General features: G+C 64.7%; 15 protein-coding genes. 11 read left to right on the forward strand and 4 right to left on the reverse strand.

Annotated features, from left to right (window positions below; genetic code table 11):
• Positions 1-79 precede the first annotated feature (79 nt).
• From FAZ98_RS30170 to FAZ98_RS30180, 3 genes are all read left to right on the forward strand, one after another.
• Positions 80-898: a spherulation-specific family 4 protein gene (locus tag FAZ98_RS30170; RefSeq protein WP_158957187.1), complete on the forward strand. Its 819-nt coding sequence runs from the start codon at positions 80-82 to the stop codon at positions 896-898.
• Between the two features lie 269 nt (positions 899-1,167).
• Positions 1,168-1,359, forward strand: a complete 192-nt coding sequence (locus FAZ98_RS30175) for a hypothetical protein (RefSeq protein ID WP_158957189.1) — start codon at positions 1,168-1,170, stop codon at positions 1,357-1,359.
• 168 nt (positions 1,360-1,527) lie between these two features.
• The gene (locus tag FAZ98_RS30180; RefSeq protein WP_158957191.1) at positions 1,528-3,642 is read left to right on the forward strand and encodes a phosphocholine-specific phospholipase C; all 2,115 of its coding nucleotides are present in this window, start codon (positions 1,528-1,530) and stop codon (positions 3,640-3,642) included.
• Between the two features lie 138 nt (positions 3,643-3,780).
• On the opposite strand, the gene FAZ98_RS30185 is transcribed toward FAZ98_RS30180, so the two are convergent.
• The 4 genes from FAZ98_RS30185 to FAZ98_RS30200 all read right to left on the reverse strand — a co-directional run bounded on the left by FAZ98_RS30185 (position 3,781) and on the right by FAZ98_RS30200 (position 7,697).
• Positions 3,781-4,971, reverse strand: coding sequence for a porin (locus FAZ98_RS30185; RefSeq protein WP_158957193.1), 1,191 nt, complete (start codon positions 4,969-4,971; stop codon positions 3,781-3,783).
• Positions 4,972-5,438: 467 nt separating this feature from the next.
• A complete protein-coding gene (locus FAZ98_RS30190) occupies positions 5,439-6,509 on the reverse strand; it encodes an Ldh family oxidoreductase (RefSeq protein WP_158957195.1) in 1,071 nt (356 codons plus the stop codon).
• Positions 6,510-6,581: 72 nt separating this feature from the next.
• A complete protein-coding gene (locus FAZ98_RS30195) occupies positions 6,582-7,253 on the reverse strand; it encodes an isochorismatase family protein (protein ID WP_158957197.1) in 672 nt (223 codons plus the stop codon).
• A gap of 207 nt (positions 7,254-7,460) precedes the next feature.
• Positions 7,461-7,697: a DUF4148 domain-containing protein gene (locus FAZ98_RS30200; protein WP_158957199.1), complete on the reverse strand. Its 237-nt coding sequence runs from the start codon at positions 7,695-7,697 to the stop codon at positions 7,461-7,463.
• A gap of 326 nt (positions 7,698-8,023) precedes the next feature.
• Between FAZ98_RS30200 and FAZ98_RS30205 the strand changes: the two genes are divergently transcribed.
• The 8 genes from FAZ98_RS30205 to FAZ98_RS30240 all read left to right on the forward strand — a co-directional run bounded on the left by FAZ98_RS30205 (position 8,024) and on the right by FAZ98_RS30240 (position 18,086).
• Positions 8,024-8,695: a GntR family transcriptional regulator gene (locus FAZ98_RS30205; protein ID WP_158957201.1), complete on the forward strand. Its 672-nt coding sequence runs from the start codon at positions 8,024-8,026 to the stop codon at positions 8,693-8,695.
• Between the two features lie 327 nt (positions 8,696-9,022).
• Positions 9,023-11,083, forward strand: a complete 2,061-nt coding sequence (locus tag FAZ98_RS30210) for a hydantoinase/oxoprolinase family protein (RefSeq protein WP_158957203.1) — start codon at positions 9,023-9,025, stop codon at positions 11,081-11,083.
• Positions 11,080-12,804 (forward strand): hydantoinase B/oxoprolinase family protein, encoded by a 1,725-nt coding sequence (locus FAZ98_RS30215; RefSeq protein ID WP_158957205.1) that lies wholly within the window; start codon positions 11,080-11,082, stop codon positions 12,802-12,804. Before FAZ98_RS30210 ends, FAZ98_RS30215 begins: the two co-directional genes overlap by 4 nt.
• The gene (locus FAZ98_RS30220) at positions 12,801-13,427 is read left to right on the forward strand and encodes a TRAP transporter small permease subunit (RefSeq protein WP_158957207.1); all 627 of its coding nucleotides are present in this window, start codon (positions 12,801-12,803) and stop codon (positions 13,425-13,427) included. Before FAZ98_RS30215 ends, FAZ98_RS30220 begins: the two co-directional genes overlap by 4 nt.
• Complete coding sequence (locus FAZ98_RS30225; RefSeq protein ID WP_158957209.1) at positions 13,424-14,797, forward strand: TRAP transporter large permease; 1,374 nt, start codon at positions 13,424-13,426, stop codon at positions 14,795-14,797. The genes FAZ98_RS30220 and FAZ98_RS30225 overlap by 4 nt, the downstream gene beginning before the upstream one ends.
• 9 nt (positions 14,798-14,806) lie before the next feature.
• Positions 14,807-15,823, forward strand: a complete 1,017-nt coding sequence (locus tag FAZ98_RS30230; RefSeq protein ID WP_158957211.1) for a dipeptidase — start codon at positions 14,807-14,809, stop codon at positions 15,821-15,823.
• Positions 15,824-15,825: 2 nt separating this feature from the next.
• On the forward strand, positions 15,826-16,956 hold the full coding sequence (locus FAZ98_RS30235; RefSeq protein ID WP_158957213.1) for a M24 family metallopeptidase: 1,131 nt from the start codon (positions 15,826-15,828) through the stop codon (positions 16,954-16,956).
• A 50-nt stretch (positions 16,957-17,006) separates the two neighbouring features.
• Entirely contained in the window at positions 17,007-18,086 is a 1,080-nt protein-coding gene (locus FAZ98_RS30240) for a TRAP transporter substrate-binding protein (protein WP_158957215.1), read from the forward strand.
• The last annotated feature ends 21 nt before the right edge of the window (positions 18,087-18,107 follow it).

Here is an 18,107-nt window from a genome sequence, read left to right on the forward strand (position 1 = left end):
CTAAGTCTCAACGGACGAGCGGCAAACAAGCGACAATCAAGCGACAAACAAGCCACGCAAAGCGGCATAAGGAAACTCAATGAAGGTCAACCGGGTAGTGGGCGCAGTCTTGTCGTCGGTCTTGTTTTGCGGCGCGGCGCTGGGGTCGGGCGCGGCAGTGGCGGCAACCAGCGTGGCCACGGCGGTCAGCGCGGCGAGCACGCAGGTCGGGCTGGTCGTGCCTTCGTATTTCGATGCCGCGAAGAATGTTGCCGGCTGGAATATCCTGACCGCCGCCGCGCTGAAAATTCCGGTCAGCGCGATCCTGAATCCCAACAACGGTCCGGGCACCAGCCAGGATGCGAACTACGTTGCCGCGATCAAGCGCTTGAATGTGGCGGGCGGCAAGGTGCTGGCGTATGTCTCCACGTCGTACTCGAAGCGCCCGCTTTCGGCGGTGGTGGCCGACATCAACAAGTATCTCGCGTTCTATACCGTCGACGGCTTCTTTATCGACGAAATGACCTCGGATGCGCTCACGGCACATATTCAGTACTACCAGTCGATTTACAACTACATCAAAGGCCTCAAGCCGACGTACACGGTCATGGGCAATCCGGGCGTGAACGTGCCCGAGCTTTACGCGAGTTTGCCCACCGCCGATCGCTTCGTGGTGTTCGAAAGCGACGTGAGAAGTTATACGAGTTACAAGCCGCTCGCCTGGCAGGCGTCGTACCCGAAGAGCCGCTTCGTGCATATGGTGTTCAACGTGAACGCCGCGCAATTGCCGGGCGTGGTCGCCTACGCGAAGTCGCACGGCGCGGGCGGTTTGTACGTGACGTCGCTCACGGGCGCGAATCCCTATCTCGCGTTGCCCGCGTACTGGACCAACGAAATCGCGGCGCTGCTTGCGCCGTGAGTTTGCCTTGACGCTTTCCGAAAGAGCCGCTCGATGCGGCTTTTTTCTTTTGCGCGGCGCTTGCCGACTTTCAATCAGCCCTAAATGATCCCTTCGATCGCGATGCGCGCGGCGCCAGCCCGGCAGGTGAATAGAAAGGCAATAGAAAGTTTAATCCGGACGGTATGTAACATTTAGAAATTATCGTTCCGTGGCGATCGCACCCCCTGGCGCTCGCCACGGACGCGCCTCGCGTCCGCTGATTCCGCTCGCCTTCGAGGAGAACACTCATGCAGACGCCGGCACTTCGGCTCCTGGTCACGCTTGGCGCGCTCGTCGCCACCGCCGCGCTCGGCGCGTGCAACGGCGACGACCACGCCAATTCCGCCACGGCGGCCAGCGCCAAGGCCGCCTGCGGCGGCGCGGCGCTCGCCAACACCGAGATGCATTGCCCGCCCGGCTTCACGCAACCGAAATCCTGACGCGCGGCTAGCTGCGCACCGCGCGCCGTTGCGATGCCCGCTTCACGTCGATCGCTCATGTCGATGTCGCTGCGCCGCTGCCGTCGCCCTTTGTTGCGCGCCGCTCGCCGCTCGCCGCCCGCCGCCCGCCGATAAAACAACTGCCGCCCTCACTCTACGAACCGTTCCATGGCCATCAACTCCAGACGCGACTTTCTGAAGCTCTCAGCGGGGCTCGCCGGTGCGACCGCCGCCAGCGCGATGTTCCCCGACGCCATTCGCAAGGCGCTCGCGATCGAACCGGCGAAAGTCACCGGCACGATCCAGGATGTGCAGCACATCGTGGTGTTCATGCAGGAAAACCGCTCGTTCGACCACTACCTCGGTCACCTCTCGGGCGTGCGCGGCTATAACGACCGCTTTCCGACGACGCTGCCCAACGGCCAGCCGGTTTGGTTCCAGCCGCGTCAGGAAAACAAGAGCCAGGTGATCGCGCCGTTCCGCTACGACACGACCAATCCGTCGATCAACGCGCAATGTATCGGCGGGCTGCCGCATACGTGGGCGACGACGCATGGCGCCATCGACGGCGGTCGCGCCGACATGTGGGCCACGCAGAAAACCAACATGACGATGGGGTATCACACGCGCGACGACATTCCGTTTCACTACGCGCTCGCCGACGCGTTCACCGTGTGCGACAACTACTTCTGCTCGATTCCCGGCAACACGCACCCGAACCGCATGTACCTGATGACGGGCATGGTCGACCCGCTCGGCACGGGCGGCGGTCCGTTGCTCGACAACATCGACTACGTCGACAACCAGTTCGACACGATCAAGCTCAATCCCTTCACGTGGACCACGTATCCAGAGCGCCTGGAAACGGCGGGCGTGTCGTGGCAGATCTACCAGCAAGGCACGGACTTCGACAATTACACGGGCAATTACGGCACCAACATGCTCGCGTGCTTCCAGAATTTCGTGAACGCGCCGGCCGGTTCCTCGCTGCAAACGCGCGGCATGAGCACGCGCACGCTCGCGCAGCTGAAGACCGACGTGCAGGCGGGCAATCTGCCGCAAGTGTCGTGGCTGTTGCCGCCCGCCGCGTATTCGGAGCATCCGAAGTTCACGCCGCTCTACGGCGCGAACTACATCGCGACGATACTCGACGCGCTCACGTCGAACCCCGACGTGTGGGCAAAAACCGTGCTGTTCATCATGTACGACGAGAACGACGGCTTCTTCGATCACGTCGTGCCGCCGCAGGCGCCCACGCTGCCGTACACGGGCGCGAGCACGGTGGACATTTCGCTCGAGCGTCACACGGTGGTGACCGCCACGCAACAGGGCACCTATACCGCCGACGGCCTGCCGTACGGCCTCGGACCGCGCGTGCCGATGTTCGTGGTGTCGCCGTGGTCGAAGGGCGGCTACGTGAATTCGCAGGTGTTCGATCACACCTCGGTGCTGCAATTCATCGAGCAGCGTTTTGGCGTGAAGGAGCCGAACATTTCGCCATGGCGTCGCGCGGTCTGCGGCGACCTCACGACCACGTTCGACTTCACCGTGTCCGACCCGACCGTGCCGACGCTGCCGAGCACGTCGAACTATATCTCGCAGGCCGACCTGCAATGCGCGCGTCCGACCTCGCAGACGGCGCCCGCCAGCGGTGCCACGCAAGCGATCGCCGCGCAGGAAGCGGGCACGCGCCCGACGCGCGCGATTCCGTACGAACTGCACGTGAATGGCCAGTTGCAGCCGACCGGTTACACGGTCACGTTCGCGAACACGGGCAAGCAGGGCGCGCACTTCTGGGTCTACACGGGCGACGCCAACGCCACGCCGCGCCATTACACGGTGGAAGCGGGCAAGTCCTTGTCGGACACCTGGGCGGTGGATGCGAACGGCAACTACATGGTCAACGTGTACGGTCCGAACGGTTTCTATCGGCGCTTCGCGGGTTCGGTTTCCGCCGATGCCGCCGCGTACCCCGACGTCACGACGTGCTACGACGTGGCGAACGGCAACGTGTATCTCGCGCTCGCGAACAGCGGCACGGCGGCACTCACGGTGACCGTGGCCGATAACGCCTACGCGCAGGCGCCGCAAACGGTGACGGTGCCCGCGGGCCAGAGCGTGGAAGTGCACTGCGATCTTTCGTGCAGCGCGCAGTGGTACGACCTGATGGTGTCCGTGGCCGGCAACGCCGCGTGGTCGCGCCGTATCGCGGGCCACCTGGAAACGGGCAAGGTCAGCACGACGGACCCGGCTGCCACGCAGCCTGTCGTGAAGGCGATCTAAACGCTGCAAAGCGCTAACGTCGACGAAAAACGCCGCTGCGATTCAACTCGCAGCGGCGTTTTTCATTGCCGGGCGGTGTGTCGTCCTGTCGCCGAAGCAACGACAAGGCGCAACGACACAGCGCAACGACAGCTACGCTCAGAACTTGTGACGAATCCCCACGCGCCCGACGAACTGCTTGCCGTTCGAGGAAATGGCCGTGGTGTCGGTGATAGCCGCGACCGCCGCGCCGCCGGTCGAATCCTGACCGATCGCGCGCTGGTACAGCGCCATCACGTAGACGTCGGTGCGCTTGGAGAGCGAGTAGTCGAGCGAGGCGTCGTACTGCAGATACTTCGCGCCTTCGACCGATTGCCCGTTCTGCTCCGTCAAGCCGTTGCGATTGACGTAGTCGGCGGCCGCGAGAAAGCGCAGCGCCGTCGAGAAGCGGTACTGCAGATTGACCTGCCAGTCGTTGAAGGTTGCCGTGCTATTTCTCGCGTAACCCGAGGCCGGTCCTTTCGCGCCGGTCGGCATGGCATTGCTGCCGAGGTCCATGAATTTGGCGTTCGTGTAGGTCACGCCGAGCGTTGCCGGGCCGAACGTATAGGCGCCGCCGAAGTCGATGATCTGAAACGTGTTCGCGCTCATGAAGCCGGAGTAGATCGGCGTCATCAGGGTTTCGGGCAAGCTCGAAGCGGACGTGCTGAACATGCCCGTGCCCGGATTGCGCGCGTTCAGGTAGGCCGCGCCGAGCGCGACCGGGCCCTGGTTATACGACGCGCCGAGCGACCAGATCTGGTTGTTCGTGAAGTTGCCGGCCGTGCCGCCCAGACTGTACGTGCCGCCGAATTTGAAACCGCCGAACGAGGGGCTCGCGTACTTGATGGTGTTGTTGTCGTGATAGTCGATGTTCGAGTTGTCGAGGTCGCCCGGGTGCGCGCCATACACGCCCGCGCCCAGTTGGCCGGCCGCGAGCGGCGCGGCGTAATCGAACACCGAATCGTACTGGCGGCCGAGCGTGACCGTGCCGTAGCGCGTGGACAGCCCGACGAACGCCTGGCGGCCGAACATCAGGCCGTTCTGGCTCAGGGCGCCGCTATTCAGATTGAAGCCGTTTTCGAGCGTGAAGATCGCTTTCATGCCGTCGCCGAGATCTTCCGAACCGAGCAGGCCGAAGCGATTGCCCTGCATCACGCTCGACGCCATTTGATAAACGTGGCCACCTTTGTTGTTGGTGACCATGTCCAGACCTTCGTCGATGATCCCGTACAGCGTGACGCTGCCTTGCGCGTGCGCGGTACTGGCCAGCGCACCGAGCGCGGCGAACATAATGAGTGGTCTTTTCATGAGATTGGTGTTTTTAGATTTATTAAAACGACGCTAGTCGGATCGGCGAGTTATTGCCCGGTTTCCCGCGAGTCATACCCATTGGGCAAAATGTCTCCACCAGTCGAGCGCAAACGCATTACCGTTGCGCATTCCCGCTGCCGGATTTTATTAAACGGAACTCACGATTTTTAGAATGCCACTACTCAACGCGCACTTAAATCAGGGTAAGCACGGGATTCCTTAATGCGCCATTTCGGTTTGGGTGGCGTGCGCGAGACGGCGAACGGCTTCCGGAAAGCCGGCTCGATGTCATTGGTTAGTTTGGCGTAGGCGCAATGTAATGAGGCTGGAATAAGCGCCGTGAATGGCGATTACCCGTCGCTTCAATAAGCCAATACTGGCAGAAATGTCAGGAAGCGGATTTTGTGATCGACAATCCCGGTTATTTTCCCGCTATCGTCGCGTATTAATTCCTGTGCGATCGCTCATTCGCGCGCGACCGGCGTCACGCCCGATTCAGCGGCAACCGCGTCCAGTCCGGCAATCGTGTCGTGCGGCAACACAATGCCTTGCGCGAGATTGGTCTCGTGCGCGCGCGCTTCCTTCTCGCCCGGATAAAACACTTCTTCCGCGCCTTCGGCGAGCGGCACGGCCTTCAGCGTGTCGATAAAACGTTCCATGCGCGCATGGAATGCGTCGAGCGGCTGAAACGCCGCGACGTTCAGCACGATCATCAAATGCCCCGCGCGGCTGCGGTTCACCGGGTCGTAAGGGCCATGCACTTCGTCGAGAAAGCCGCTGCCCGACAACACGCCCGAGAGCACGTCGACGATCGCGCCGATCGCGTAACCCTTGTGACCGGCCATCGGCAGGATGAAGCCCTCGAGCGCCGCTTCGGGGTCGGTCGTCGGGCGGCCTTTCGCGTCGATGGCCCAGCCTTCGGGAATCGCCTCGTGACGCGTTTGCGCGAGGAAGATCTTGCCGCGCGCGACACCCGAATTGGCGACGTCCATGATGAGCGGCGCGTAGCGGCCCGCAGGCACGGCCACCGACCACGGATTCGTGCCGATCAGCTTCTTGAGGCCGCCCCAGGGCGCCATGTTCGGGCCGCCGTTGGTCGTGCACAACATGATGCAGTCCTGCTGCGCGGCCATGCGCGTGAAGTACATGCAGGTGCCGAAGTGGTTCGAGTTGCGCACCGACACCGCGCCAATGCCATGCGCCTTCGCGCGCCGGATCGCGTCGAGCGCCGCATGCTTGGCCACGACGGGGCCAATGCTGTCGCCGCCGTCCATCACGGCGATCGCGCCCGCATCGACGGGAAAACCCAGCTGGGTTTGCGCCCGCATGGCGCCCGAGCGTAGCCGCGCGTAGTACCAGCCGAGGCGCAGCACGCCGTGTGACTGATGTCCCCAGAGGTCGGCCTGCACCATGGCGTCGGCGGCAATCAAGGCGTCTTCCGCCGCGGCGCCCTGGGTTCGATAGACCGCGCTGACGAAGTCTCGCAGCGCATTGGGGTGGACGCGCTGGAAGGCGTCGGCGTGGTGATCGCTCACGGTGCGAACTCCCTGGGCTGTGCTGGCATCGCCCGATGTTGTCGAAACACGAGGCGCGTGCCTCGTGCGAACTCAGTGCGGAAATTGAATCATGCCGGAGCGCGTGAGGGTGATGTTCTTGCTCACGCCGGCCGGCGCATTGGCCATGATCCACGCGGCCGAGAGTTCGCCGAAGGGCTCCTTGCTCGACATGCCGTCGACGGGCACCACGACCTTGAAGCCACGCAACGCCGCCGCGCTTGCCGTGTACAGCACCGCGCCGTGCGCGACCGTGCCGGTGACGATAACCGTTTGAATGCCGCGCGCTTTCAGCGCCGCTTCGAGATTCGTGTTGAAGAATTTGTCGACGCCCGACTGCACGACGGTCTCGTCGCCCTTTGCCGCGATCACCGGCGGGACGGCGGCCAGCGTGCCCGTGCTGGTCAGGCTGTAGATGGTCATCAGGTTGGCGTCGCGCGCTTCGTGCAACAGCTCGGCGACATGCGGCAACGAGGCCACGCAGTTGGGGCGTTCTTTTTCGTTGCAGGTGTTGGTGTCGAAGTCGAGCAGCAATAGCGCGGTGTGCGCGGGATCGGTGACGGTAACGGGTTTGAGGGCGGGCGGCGGCGGTGCGGGAATCGACTGCCAGGAAGCCACCACATCGGCGTGTGCCGTGCCGGCGAAGCACAGACTCAATGCGCTCGCGCACAGACCGGTTGCGAGGCCAGCGGCCACGGCACACACCCCATTTCGAACGCTACGCATGGACTCTCCTGATACCTGATAAGGCGGCGAGCCAACGTTGCGTTGACGGGATTCTGAAAGCAGGACGTGCCGCCAGGTCCCGCGATTCTACCGGCGAAGCCGGGCGGGTGCCGTGGCGGCGTTGGCGGATCGCGGTGCGCGGCGCACAGTGCGGGGTACGGGCGGGTCACGGCGCGTTACCGCTGCGCATTCGAGGCCCTGCGCGGCTTACGAGTGCGCGTACAGCGTGGCGTCGAGATACTTGAGTTGACCGTCCTGTTCCGCGCGAATCAGATCGTGATAAACCTCGGCGCGCGTTTCACCGGCAACGGGCGTGCCGTACGGCGGCACCCAGCGCGCGGCGTGCGCGGCCGGCACCGTCGCGTGCGTGGCGGGCGTTCGCGCGAACGCGGTGGCGGAGCTGGCGAGGGCGGTGAGGGCGACGGCGGCGAGGATGACTTTCATCGGGGGTTCTCCGAGGGTTGGGGCAGCGGCGCGGTGTTGCGCCGGTGAGACCAGCTTAGTCATCGCGGGCTAACGGAAGCCGCGCAGAAAGATGAAGAAGATTTAACTTCGCGTTCACGTAGCGATGCGGTTTCAAACTGGTTGCAGGCGCCACCTTCGTCACTTGCCTGGCGTGCTATCCGCAACGAGGCTGCCGCGTGCAACGTTGGCGTGGCCATGCCGGGCGACGCGCGATTTAAGCGGGAAATGAAAAAGATCAAATATGGTATTCTATTTGGTCAACCATTTTCCAACTCCTGTGCATGAATCCCGAACCGTCCACTAATGTGTCCGACGATCTCAACGACGACGAAGCGGGCAAGAACCTCGCCGAAGTCATTTCGGAACTGAGAGAGCGCATCGTCCGACAGGTGTTGACGCCCGGCCAGCGCCTGGTCGAGCGTCAAATCGCGGCGGAGTTCGGCGTTTCGCGCGCCGTCGTGCGGGACGCGCTGAGCGACCTGACGCGGCGCCATCTGATCGTGCGTTATCCCAATCGGGGCGCCGAAGTCGTGCGGCTGGGCGCCGCCGACATCACCGCCATCTACGAAGTGAGGGAGAACATCGAGTCGCTGTGCGCGCGCCTTGCCACGGAACGCACGCAACCCGGCGACTGGAGCGATCTCGTCGAACTGTTCAACGGTCCCGTGGCGGAAACGGTGCGCGCGCGCCGCTTCGACGAGTACGCCGGTTACACCGAACTGCTGGACCGGCGCATGCATGCCGCCGCCGGCAACCCGGTGCTGCTGGAGATCCTGGGCACGCTGGCGGACCGCGTGGCCGTGCTGGCGCGGCGCAGCGTCTATCTGCCCGAACGCGCCGAGCAAGGTCTGGTGGTGTATCGCGCGCTGATCGATGCGTTCAATCGCGGCGACGCCGACGAAGCCGCGCGCCTCAAGCAACTCAATCTGCGCCAGTCGCGCGACACGCTGCTGCATTACGAAGGCTTCGTGCGATAACGCGCGCAGCAGGCGGCCGCGGCGCATCATGGCGCGCGGCCACGGCGGCTCGCCCGAGCCGCACGCCATCCTGGTTTTTCATCCCGATCGTCCTCGATGATCGCGGCCTTATCGCAGCGGCCCTCCCGCGCTGCTCGAGACACATCCCGACAAATCGCGTTCGTTCCGGCCCTAATCGCGGCCTGTTCGCGTCGTGATCGCGTCAAAAAAAGAATCCGCGAAAACATTTTTGACACGATTTGAAACCCCGTCCATCTGGTCTACTATTTGGTCAACCAAACGGCAAGTTGATTGAAAACTTGCCCAACCTAGACCAGGAAGCAGCCAATGCATATCGGCGAGTGGATCGTCGGGATCGATGTCGGTGGCACCTTCACCGACATCATCGCCGTCAACCAGATAACGAATCAGCGTCGCGTAGCGAAGTTGCCGTCCACGCCGGAGCGGCCCGCCGCGGCCATGATCGCGGGCATGGCGCAGATCTGCGCCGACATCGGCATCGACGCCACCGACGTCGCGCGTCTCGCGCACGGCACGACCGTGGCGACCAATGCGCTGATCCAGCACCGCGGCGCGAAGCTCGCGCTCATCACCACGGCGGGCTTTCGCGACGTGCTCGAAATCGGCCGCCAGGTGCGCCCGCACATGTTCGACCTGCACCGCGATCCGCCGCCCGCGCTCGTGCCGCGCGAGCGCCGCTTCGAAGTGCGCGAACGTATCACCGCCGACGGCAGCGTGCGCGAAGCGCTCGACGACGCGGAAATCGCGCGCGTCGTCGCCGAGGTCGAGGCGTCGGGTGCGCAGGCCTGCGCGGTCTGCCTGCTGTTCTCGTTCCGCCGCCCCGAGCACGAGCGCCGTTTGCGCGACGCGCTGCGCGCGGCGATGCCGGATCTGCCCGTGTCGATTTCCTCGGAAGTGCATCCCGAGTTCCGCGAGTTCGAGCGTTTCTCGACCACGGTCATCAACGCGTTCGTGCAACCCGTGATGGCCGCGTATCTGGGCGAGCTCGCGGCGGGCATGGCGGAAAAGGCGCCGGCCATGCAGATCGGCATCAACCAGTCGAGCGGCGGCCTGATGTCGGTGGAGCGCGCCGTGGCGCTGCCGGTGCGTACCGCGCTCTCGGGGCCGGCGGCCGGCATCGTCGGCGCGGTGCGCTCGATGCGCGCCTCGGGCGACGGCAACTTCATCACGCTCGACATGGGCGGCACCAGCGCGGACATCTGTCTGATCCGCGATTTCGAACCCGAAGCCACCGGCAATCGCGAAGTGGAAGGCTACCCCGTGCGTCTGCCCGCGCTGGACATCAGCGCGGTGGGCGCGGGCGGCGGCTCGATCGCCTGGCTCGATCGTGACGGACTCCTGAAGGTCGGTCCGCAGAGCGCGGGCGCCGTGCCCGGCCCGGCGTGCTACGGCCGTGGCGGCGTGCTGCCCACCGTCAGCGACGCCAATCTGTATCTCGGCCGTCTCTCGCCGGACGGTCTGCTGGGCGGCCGCATGCGCATGGACGTCGATGCCGCCGAAACCGCGCTGCGCGGGCCGGCCGAAGCGCTCGGTCTCGACGTGATGGCGGTGGCGCTCGGCATCGTCCGCATCGTCAATTCGAACATGGTGCGCGCGATTCGCCGCGTGTCGATCGAACGCGGTCACGATCCGCGCGACTTCACGCTGGTGCCGTTCGGCGGCGCGGGCGCGCTGCACGCGATGGAAGTGGCGCGCGCGCTCGGCATTCGCCGCGTGAACGTGCCCGAACTGCCTGGCCTGCTGTGCGCGCAGGGCTTGATCGGCGCGGAGCAGCGCGAGAGCTTCGTGCGCTCGGTGCTGATGCCGCTCACGAACGCCTCGCTGGACCAGCTCGCGGAGCATATCGCCGCGCTGCGCAACGAGGCGCAGGCGTGGTTCGACGCCGAAGCCATCGGCGAGCCGCATCGCGAACTGCGTCTCGCGCTCGACATGCGCTACGTGGGTCAGAACTTCGAGCTGAGCGTGCCGGTCGCCGGCTGGCCCGCCGCAATGCCCGATGCCGAAACCTTGCGCGCCGCGTTCCTCGTCGCGCACGAACGCAACTACGGCTTCAATTCGGGCGCCGCGCCCATCGAGATCGTCAACGTGCGGCTCGACTCGTTCGGCCGCCACCCGGTCGGCGAGCAGAAGGCGAGTCCCGTCATGCCCGCGCAGGCCTCGCGGCTCGAACGCTCAAAGCGCGACGTCACGTTCGAACAAACCGGCACCGTGCCCGCGACGGTCGTGTGGCGCGGCTCGCTGCAACCGGGCGACCGCATCGACGGCCCGGCGGTGATCGAACAACTGGACGCCACCATCGTGCTGCATCCCGGCGACAGCGGCGTGGTGGATCAAGCAGGCAACCTGATTCTCGAGGTGGGCGCATGAGCAGCATCAGTCAAGACAAACCCGCGGCGTCCGTGATGGACCCGATCACGCTCGAAGTGCTGTCGAACGCGCTGCGCTCGATCACCGACGAAATCTTCATCGCGCTGATGCGCAGCGCCTTCTCCGGCAACATCAAGGAGCGCCGCGATCACAGCACGGCCATCATCGATGTCGACGGCCGCCTGATCGCGCAGGCCGAGCAGTCGCTGCCGATTCACCTGAGCGGTTTGATCGGCCTGATCGACGCCGTGCGCGAGAAGTTTCCGCTCGACGACATTCGCCCCGGCGACCTCTTCATCGCCAACGATCCGTACGAGGGCGGCGGCTCGCATCTGCCCGACATCAACACGGCCGCGCCGGTGTTCGTCGACGGCAAGCTGCTGTGCTTCATCTGCACGATCGCGCACCACTCGGATATCGGCGGCGCGCGGCCCGGCAGCATGGCGAGCGGCCTCACGGAGATTTATCAGGAAGGCATTCGCATTCCGGTCGTGCGCCTCTTTTCCGGCGGCGAGATGGTCAAGGACGTATTCGACCTCGTGCTGCTGAACATGCGCATGAAGGAAGAGCGTCTCGGCGACTTCAACGCCCAGTTCGCGGCGAGCAAGCTCGGTCTGCGCCGCTTCGAGGAACTCGCGCAGAGCTACGATGGCGCGATGCTCTCGGAAGCGTTCGGTCTGATGCTGGGCGCCACCGAGCGCCGCATGCGCGCCGCCATTGCCGATATTCCGGACGGCACCTACACGTTCGAGGACTATCTCGACGGCGACGGCATCGACACGACGGACATCCTGATCCGCGCGAGCGTGACGGTCGCGGGCTCGTCGATCGCCATCGACTTCGACGGCACCGCGCCGCAGGTGCAAGGCAACATCAATCTCGTGATGAACGGTTTGAAGTCGACCGTTGCGTTCGCGCTGAAGTGTCTGCTCGATCCGCTCGCCGCCAACAATCACGGCCTCATCAGCACGGTGGAAGTCACCGCGCCGCTCGCGTCGATCGTCAACGCCGTGGCGCCGGCTTCGGTCGCGCACCGCGTGATGACGGGCATGCGCGTGGTGGACGTGGTGATGGGCGCGCTCGCGCCGGTGCTGCCGCAACGCGTCACGGCCGCGGCCAACGGTTCGAACACGGCGGCGATGTTCTACGGCCGCCATCCCGGCGGCGACCGCGAGTACGTGTACTTCGAAACGCTCGGCGGCGGCGGCGGCGCGCGTCTCACGCGCGACGGCAAGGACGGTGTGCAGGCTTACCTCACGAACACCACGAACCTGCCGATCGAGGCGATCGAAACCGAGTATCCGCTGCTGATCGAAGGCTATGCGCTGATCGAGGATTCGGCGGGCGCGGGCCGTCAGCGCGGCGGTCTGGGCATTCGTCGCGTGGTGCGACCGCTGGGCCACGTGGCGATGTTCAGCGGCGCGGGCGAGCGTTTCGTGCGCGCGGCGTGGGGTCTCGCGGGCGGCCAGTCGGGCGCGCCCGGCCGCTTCATGCTGCGCAACGACGACGGCACGGTGGAAGCCCTGCCGACCAAGCCGGGCATGACGCCCGTGCGCGCCGACCAGCAGCTCGTCATCGAAACGCCGGGCGGCGGCGGCTACGGCGCCCCCGCCGAGCGCGATCCGGCGCGCGTCGAGATCGACCGGCAGAGCGGGGCCTTCGGCGCCGCGTATCTGAACCGCAACTACGTGACGCACGGCGTCGAGGAGTTGTCGTCATGAGTCTCGCCCGCATGCCTCGCGTACTGCGATCGATTCTTCGTGTCACCCAGGCCACGCGGCGCGGTCTGGGGCGGCTTTCCAGCTGGATGAACGCCGCCGCGGGATGGAGTTATCTCGCGGTCGCGCTGTTCGTCACCTGCGACGTGGTTTCGCGGAAAGTCTTCGGCTTCAGTTCGGGCAGCACGACGCAGATCGCCGGCTACGTGCTCGCATGCGGGATCACCTGGGGGCTCGCTCACACGATGTACGAACGCGCGCATATCCGCATCGACATTCTGGTGATGCGCCTGCCGTTGCGCGTGCGGCAATACATGCACGTCATCGCGCTCACGCTGCTGCTCGTGTTCATCGGCTTTCTCGCGTATTCGGGCGTGAATCTGTCGTCCGATTCGGCGATGTTCCAGTCCACCGACCTGAGCGCGCTCGCCATGCCGCTCGTCATTCCGCAATCCATCTGGACCTTCGGTCTCGCGTTCTTCACCGTCGTGCTCGCAACGATGCTGGTCGAGACGCTGGTGCTGCTGCTGCTCGGCGAGGCGCGCGCGATCGACGCGCTGCTCGCCCACGACGAAGCCGAAGCCGAACAACACGAAATGCCAACCGGGGAGCGCGCCGCATCATGATCGTCGTTATCTTTTTGCTCGTCATGCTGGGCGTGATGGGCGGCCTCGCCCTGACCGGCCATGCCGCCACGGACCTGCCGTTGCCCGCGATCTTCTCGCTGATCGGCATCTTCGCGTTTCTGTTCACCGCGGGTGTGTATATCGCCGCCACGCTGGCCATTCTCGGCCTGCTCGCGGGCTTCGTATTTTCCACCCGGCCGTTCTGGCTCGCCATCGGTCCGACCGCCTGGAACACGAGTTCGAACTACGTGCTGATCGCGGTGCCGCTGTTCCTGCTAATGGGCGAGATTCTGCTGCGCTCGGGGGTTTCGGAGCGGCTGTATAAAACGCTCGGCATGTGGGTCACGCGTCTGCCGGGCGGCTTGCTGCACGCGAACATCGTCTCCTCGGGCGTGTTCGCCACCGTGTGCGGCTCGAGCATCGCCACGGCGGCCACCATGGGCTCGGTCGCGCTGCCGTACTTCGAGCGCACGAAGTACGACAAGAAGATGGTGCTCGGTTCGCTGGCGGCGGGCGGCGCGCTCGGCAATCTGTTTCCGCCCGGCATCACGCTCATCATTTACGGACTGCTAACAGAAACCTCGGTGGGCAAGCTGTATCTCGCCTCGCTGCTGCCGGGCATCATGGTGATGCTGCTGTGCATGGCCGTGGTGGTGGCTTACGGCCTGCGCAACAAGCGCCTGATCATCGAAAAGGGCGTGCCGCTGCGCGAACGGCTGATGGCGCTGGTGCACCTGCTGCCCGCCGTGGTGCTGATCGCGCTGGTGCTCGGCTCGATCTACGGCGGCCTCGCCACGCCCACGGAAGCGGCGGCGCTCGGCGTGGTGGGCGCGGCCGTGTTCGCGGCGCTCAACCGCACGCTCTCGCTGAAGATGCTGCATGCCTGCGCCGTTTCCACGGCGCGCAAGACCGCGATGATCGGCCTGATCCTGCTCGGCGCGTTCCTGCTCAGCTACATCCTCACGAGCCTGCGTCTGCCGCAGATCATGACCGCGTTCGTGGCGGGGCTGCCGCTGCCCGCGTGGGCGGTGATGAGCATGATCATCCTGTTCTACTTCGCGCTCGGCACCTTCATGGAAGGCTTCGCGATGGTCATCACCACCATTCCCGTGGTGTTTCCCATCGTCAAGACGCTCGGCTACGACCCGTTGTGGTTCGGCGTGATCGTCACGCTGTTGATCGAAGCCACGCTCATCACGCCGCCCGAAGGCACCATCCTGTACATCCTGCAAGGGCTGCGGCCCACGCCCGGTCCGATCAGCGACGTGTTCGCGGGCGTCACCAAATTCGTTGTCATGTACCTGCTCGCCGTTGCGGTCCTGATGGTTTTTCCGCAGATCGCGCTCTGGCTTCCCAACGTCCTCAATTAAGGAATGCTGATGTCTGAAACCGCTCTTTCCCGCCGGACCGTGCCCGTTGTCGATACGCTCGGCGGCACGATCGCCACGTTGAATCCGCCGCGCAGCAGGCCCACCGCTTACGGCCAGAAGCTGATGGACGCGGGCATCGACGCGATCGTCGTGACGATGGGCCTCTACGCCCGCGACATTCGCCCCATTCTGCGCGAGTTCTTCGACTGGACCTGCCTGTTCGAGCAGATGCCCACGCGCGTGAAACACGTGCGCACGGCCGCGGATCTGCGCGACGCGTGCGCGACGGGACGGATCGGCGTGATTCTCGGTGTGCAGGGTTTGCACTTCATCGAAGAAGACACGGTGTTCATTCCGATCCTCGCGCAACTCGGCCTGCGCGTCGCGGCGCTCGCCTATAACGAGCAGACGCAGTTCGGCGCGGGTTGCATGGAGCGCGTCGACTCCGGCCTCACGCTGCTCGGCCAGCGCGCGGTGGAGGAAATGAATCGCAGCGGCATTCTCGTCGACGTCACGCACGCCGGTTATCGCACCTCGCTCGACATCATCGAAACGAGCACGCAGCCGGTTATCGCCACGCATTCGAACGCCTACAGCGTGACGCCGAGCGTGCGCAACCTGAAGGACGACCAGATCAAGGCGATCGCCGAATCGGGCGGCATGGTCAGCGTCTCGCCGTATTCGCCGTTCTGCGCGCAGCCGGACAAGCCGCGCCCCGACGTGGAAGCATTCCTCGACCATCTCTGCTACGTGGCCGAACTGGTCGGACCGCAGCACGTGGGCGTGGGCACGGACTTTTTCCCGCACACCAAGGTCAAGTGGGAAAACAGCACGGGCCGCATGTACAAGGGCATGACGGGGCGTTTCAAGTTCGAGGACCTCTATGCCGAAGGTCTCGAAGACCACGAGCAATTCCCGGCGATCCCGGCGGGTCTCGAGCGCCGCGGGTTCAGCGCGGCCGATATCGATGCGATTCTCGGCGGTAACGCGATGCGCGTGTTCGAAGCCGTCTGGAAGGAGAACTGATCATGCTGGCCAATCTTGCGCGCGCCCGCGCGGTGATGACGGAGCAGGGCCTCGACGCCATCGTGCTGGCGCAGCCCAACAACTTCGTCTACGCAACCGACTTTCCCGTGCCCAGCACGTTCTCGTTCATCGACCGCCCGTTTCTCGCGCTGCTGTTTCGCGATCCGTCGATCGAACCGGTGGCCATCGTGCCGGGCTGGGACTTGCCCGATTTCCGCCGCCGCAGCTGGATGAAGAAGGTGATCGGCTACGCGGAATTCCGCACCGACCGCGACGTGGACCTGATGCCCAACTGGCGCGCCGCGCTCAAGGCGTGCCTGACGAGCCTGAACGGCGTGGTGCGCGTGGGCGTGGAAGAGCGTTATCTGCCGAAATGGATTCTCGAAGCGCTGATGGAAGACGTGCCCGGCATGACGCTCGTCGATTCCACCGCCATCGTGCGTTCGATCCGCTCCGTCAAAACGCCCGAGGAAATTCGCCGCTTGCACAAGGCCGCCGAGATCATGGAGCGCGCCGTGGAGGTCATGCTGGCGAGCGCCGAGGACGGCATTACCGAACGCGAACTGGGCACGATCTACGCCACCGAGGTCTCGCGCCAGGGTGGCGAGAACATCGCGAACTTCGTGCTCGGTTTCGGCGCGGACAGCGGCTTTTCGCACTGCATTCCGGGTGACAGGCGTCTCGCGCCGGGCGACGTGATTCGCTTCGATCTGGGCGCGCGCTACATGGGCTATCACGCGGACACGGCGGTGTCGCGCTTCTGGCGCCGCGCGGGCGATCGCGAGCAGGTGCTGTACGCGGCCATGCTCGACTCGCAGCGCGAAGCCGCCGCGATGCTGCGCCCGGGCGTGCGCGTGGCCGATATCTATCGCAAGGCCATCGAGGTCGCGCGCCGCAGCATCCCCGACTTCCGCATGGAACACGTGGGGCACGGGATTGGCGTGGAGCATCACGAGAGCCCGGCCTTCACGGCATCGAGCAACGTGGCGCTCGAAGCCGACATGGTCATCAATGTCGAAACGCTGTACCTCGACCCCGTATGCGGCGGATTCGGTATCGAAGATACCTATCTGATTACGGAGTCGGGCGCGGATCAATGGACGCATTTCGACCGCGCAATCTGTCTTGGCTGAGGCTTCGGCTGCCGCTTATTTCTTCCTCACGATACGAAGGATGGCCCGCAATGCGTAGCAAACTTACTCTGATCACGGCGCTGCTCGCCACGTGTTTCGCGTTCACGATTCAAACGGCGTCGGCTGCCGATCCCGCGCTCGCCGCTGGCGGCGACAAGGTGCAGATCACGTCGATCACGCAGTCGCTGCCGAGCCTGCCGCAATACACGCAGGTCGAAATGCCGATCTACAAGAAGGTGCCGGCATGGAGCCACGGCCGCGTGACGTTCCAGCCGAGCACGTGGGCCGAGTCCAGCGTGAACGGCTCGGACATCCTGCGCCTGATTCGCGAAGGACAGGCCGAGATCGGCGCGGCGCCGTTCGCGACTGTCTCCGGCGATCTGCCGTTTCTCGAAGTGGTCGACCTTGCCGGCGCGAGCCCGACCATCGAAATGGCGCACAAGATCACCGATGCCGTGATTCCGCAGGCGAACAAACAGCTGGAACGGTTCGGCGTACGAATCATCGGCAGCTATCCGTTTCCGGCCAACGTGCTGTTCTGCCGTCAGCCCGTCAAGAATCTCGAAGACCTGAAGGCGCGCAAGGTGCGCACGTTCGGTCCTTCGCAGAACGATCTGGTGAGCCAGCTGGGCGCGCAGTCGGTCAGCATCGGCTTTCCGGAGGTGTATCCGGCGCTCTCCACGGGCGTGGCGGACTGTGCGATCACGGCGGCGCTTTCGGCCAATGCGGCGAAGTGGCCGGAAGTCACGCGTGCGATGTACGACCTGCCGATTTCGTGGGGCACGGGCGGCTATTTCGTGAATCTGCGCTGGTGGAACGGCCTGAAGCCGGAAGTGCGCTCGTTCCTCGAAGCGGTTTATGCGCAGATCACGGAACAGGAATGGAAGCTGGGCGCGGACGGCACGAAGGCCGGCATTGCCTGCAATATCGGCGACGCGAAGGGTTGCCATCTCGGCACGCTGGTGACGAACAACCCGATGACGGTCGTGGAGCCGAGCGCCGAAGACAAGGCCAAGCTGCAGAACATTCTGCGCACGGTGATCGTGCCGCGCTGGGCGAAGCGTTGCGGCTCGGCGTGCAGCGCCGCGTTTAACGAATCGGTGGCGCCGGTCGTCGGTTTCAAGATTTGATGCGTAGTGCGAAATGGAAAG

Origin of the sequence: Paraburkholderia acidisoli (assembly GCF_009789675.1) — a bacterium.
GTDB lineage: Bacteria > Pseudomonadota > Gammaproteobacteria > Burkholderiales > Burkholderiaceae > Paraburkholderia > Paraburkholderia acidisoli.

Bases quoted from the DNA above. Each gene is read 5' to 3' on its own strand.
- FAZ98_RS30170 (WP_158957187.1), top strand. From the start codon at position 80: ATGAAGGTCAACCGGGTAGTGGGCGCAGTCTTGTCGTCGGTCTTGTTT.
- FAZ98_RS30175 (WP_158957189.1), top strand. From the start codon at position 1,168: ATGCAGACGCCGGCACTTCGGCTCCTGGTCACGCTTGGCGCGCTCGTC.
- FAZ98_RS30180 (WP_158957191.1), top strand. From the start codon at position 1,528: ATGGCCATCAACTCCAGACGCGACTTTCTGAAGCTCTCAGCGGGGCTC.
- FAZ98_RS30185 (WP_158957193.1), bottom strand. From the start codon at position 4,971: ATGAAAAGACCACTCATTATGTTCGCCGCGCTCGGTGCGCTGGCCAGT.
- FAZ98_RS30195 (WP_158957197.1), bottom strand. From the start codon at position 7,253: ATGCGTAGCGTTCGAAATGGGGTGTGTGCCGTGGCCGCTGGCCTCGCA.
- FAZ98_RS30200 (WP_158957199.1), bottom strand. From the start codon at position 7,697: ATGAAAGTCATCCTCGCCGCCGTCGCCCTCACCGCCCTCGCCAGCTCC.
- FAZ98_RS30210 (WP_158957203.1), top strand. From the start codon at position 9,023: ATGCATATCGGCGAGTGGATCGTCGGGATCGATGTCGGTGGCACCTTC.
- FAZ98_RS30215 (WP_158957205.1), top strand. From the start codon at position 11,080: ATGAGCAGCATCAGTCAAGACAAACCCGCGGCGTCCGTGATGGACCCG.
- FAZ98_RS30220 (WP_158957207.1), top strand. From the start codon at position 12,801: ATGAGTCTCGCCCGCATGCCTCGCGTACTGCGATCGATTCTTCGTGTC.
- FAZ98_RS30225 (WP_158957209.1), top strand. From the start codon at position 13,424: ATGATCGTCGTTATCTTTTTGCTCGTCATGCTGGGCGTGATGGGCGGC.
- FAZ98_RS30230 (WP_158957211.1), top strand. From the start codon at position 14,807: ATGTCTGAAACCGCTCTTTCCCGCCGGACCGTGCCCGTTGTCGATACG.
- FAZ98_RS30235 (WP_158957213.1), top strand. From the start codon at position 15,826: ATGCTGGCCAATCTTGCGCGCGCCCGCGCGGTGATGACGGAGCAGGGC.
- FAZ98_RS30240 (WP_158957215.1), top strand. From the start codon at position 17,007: ATGCGTAGCAAACTTACTCTGATCACGGCGCTGCTCGCCACGTGTTTC.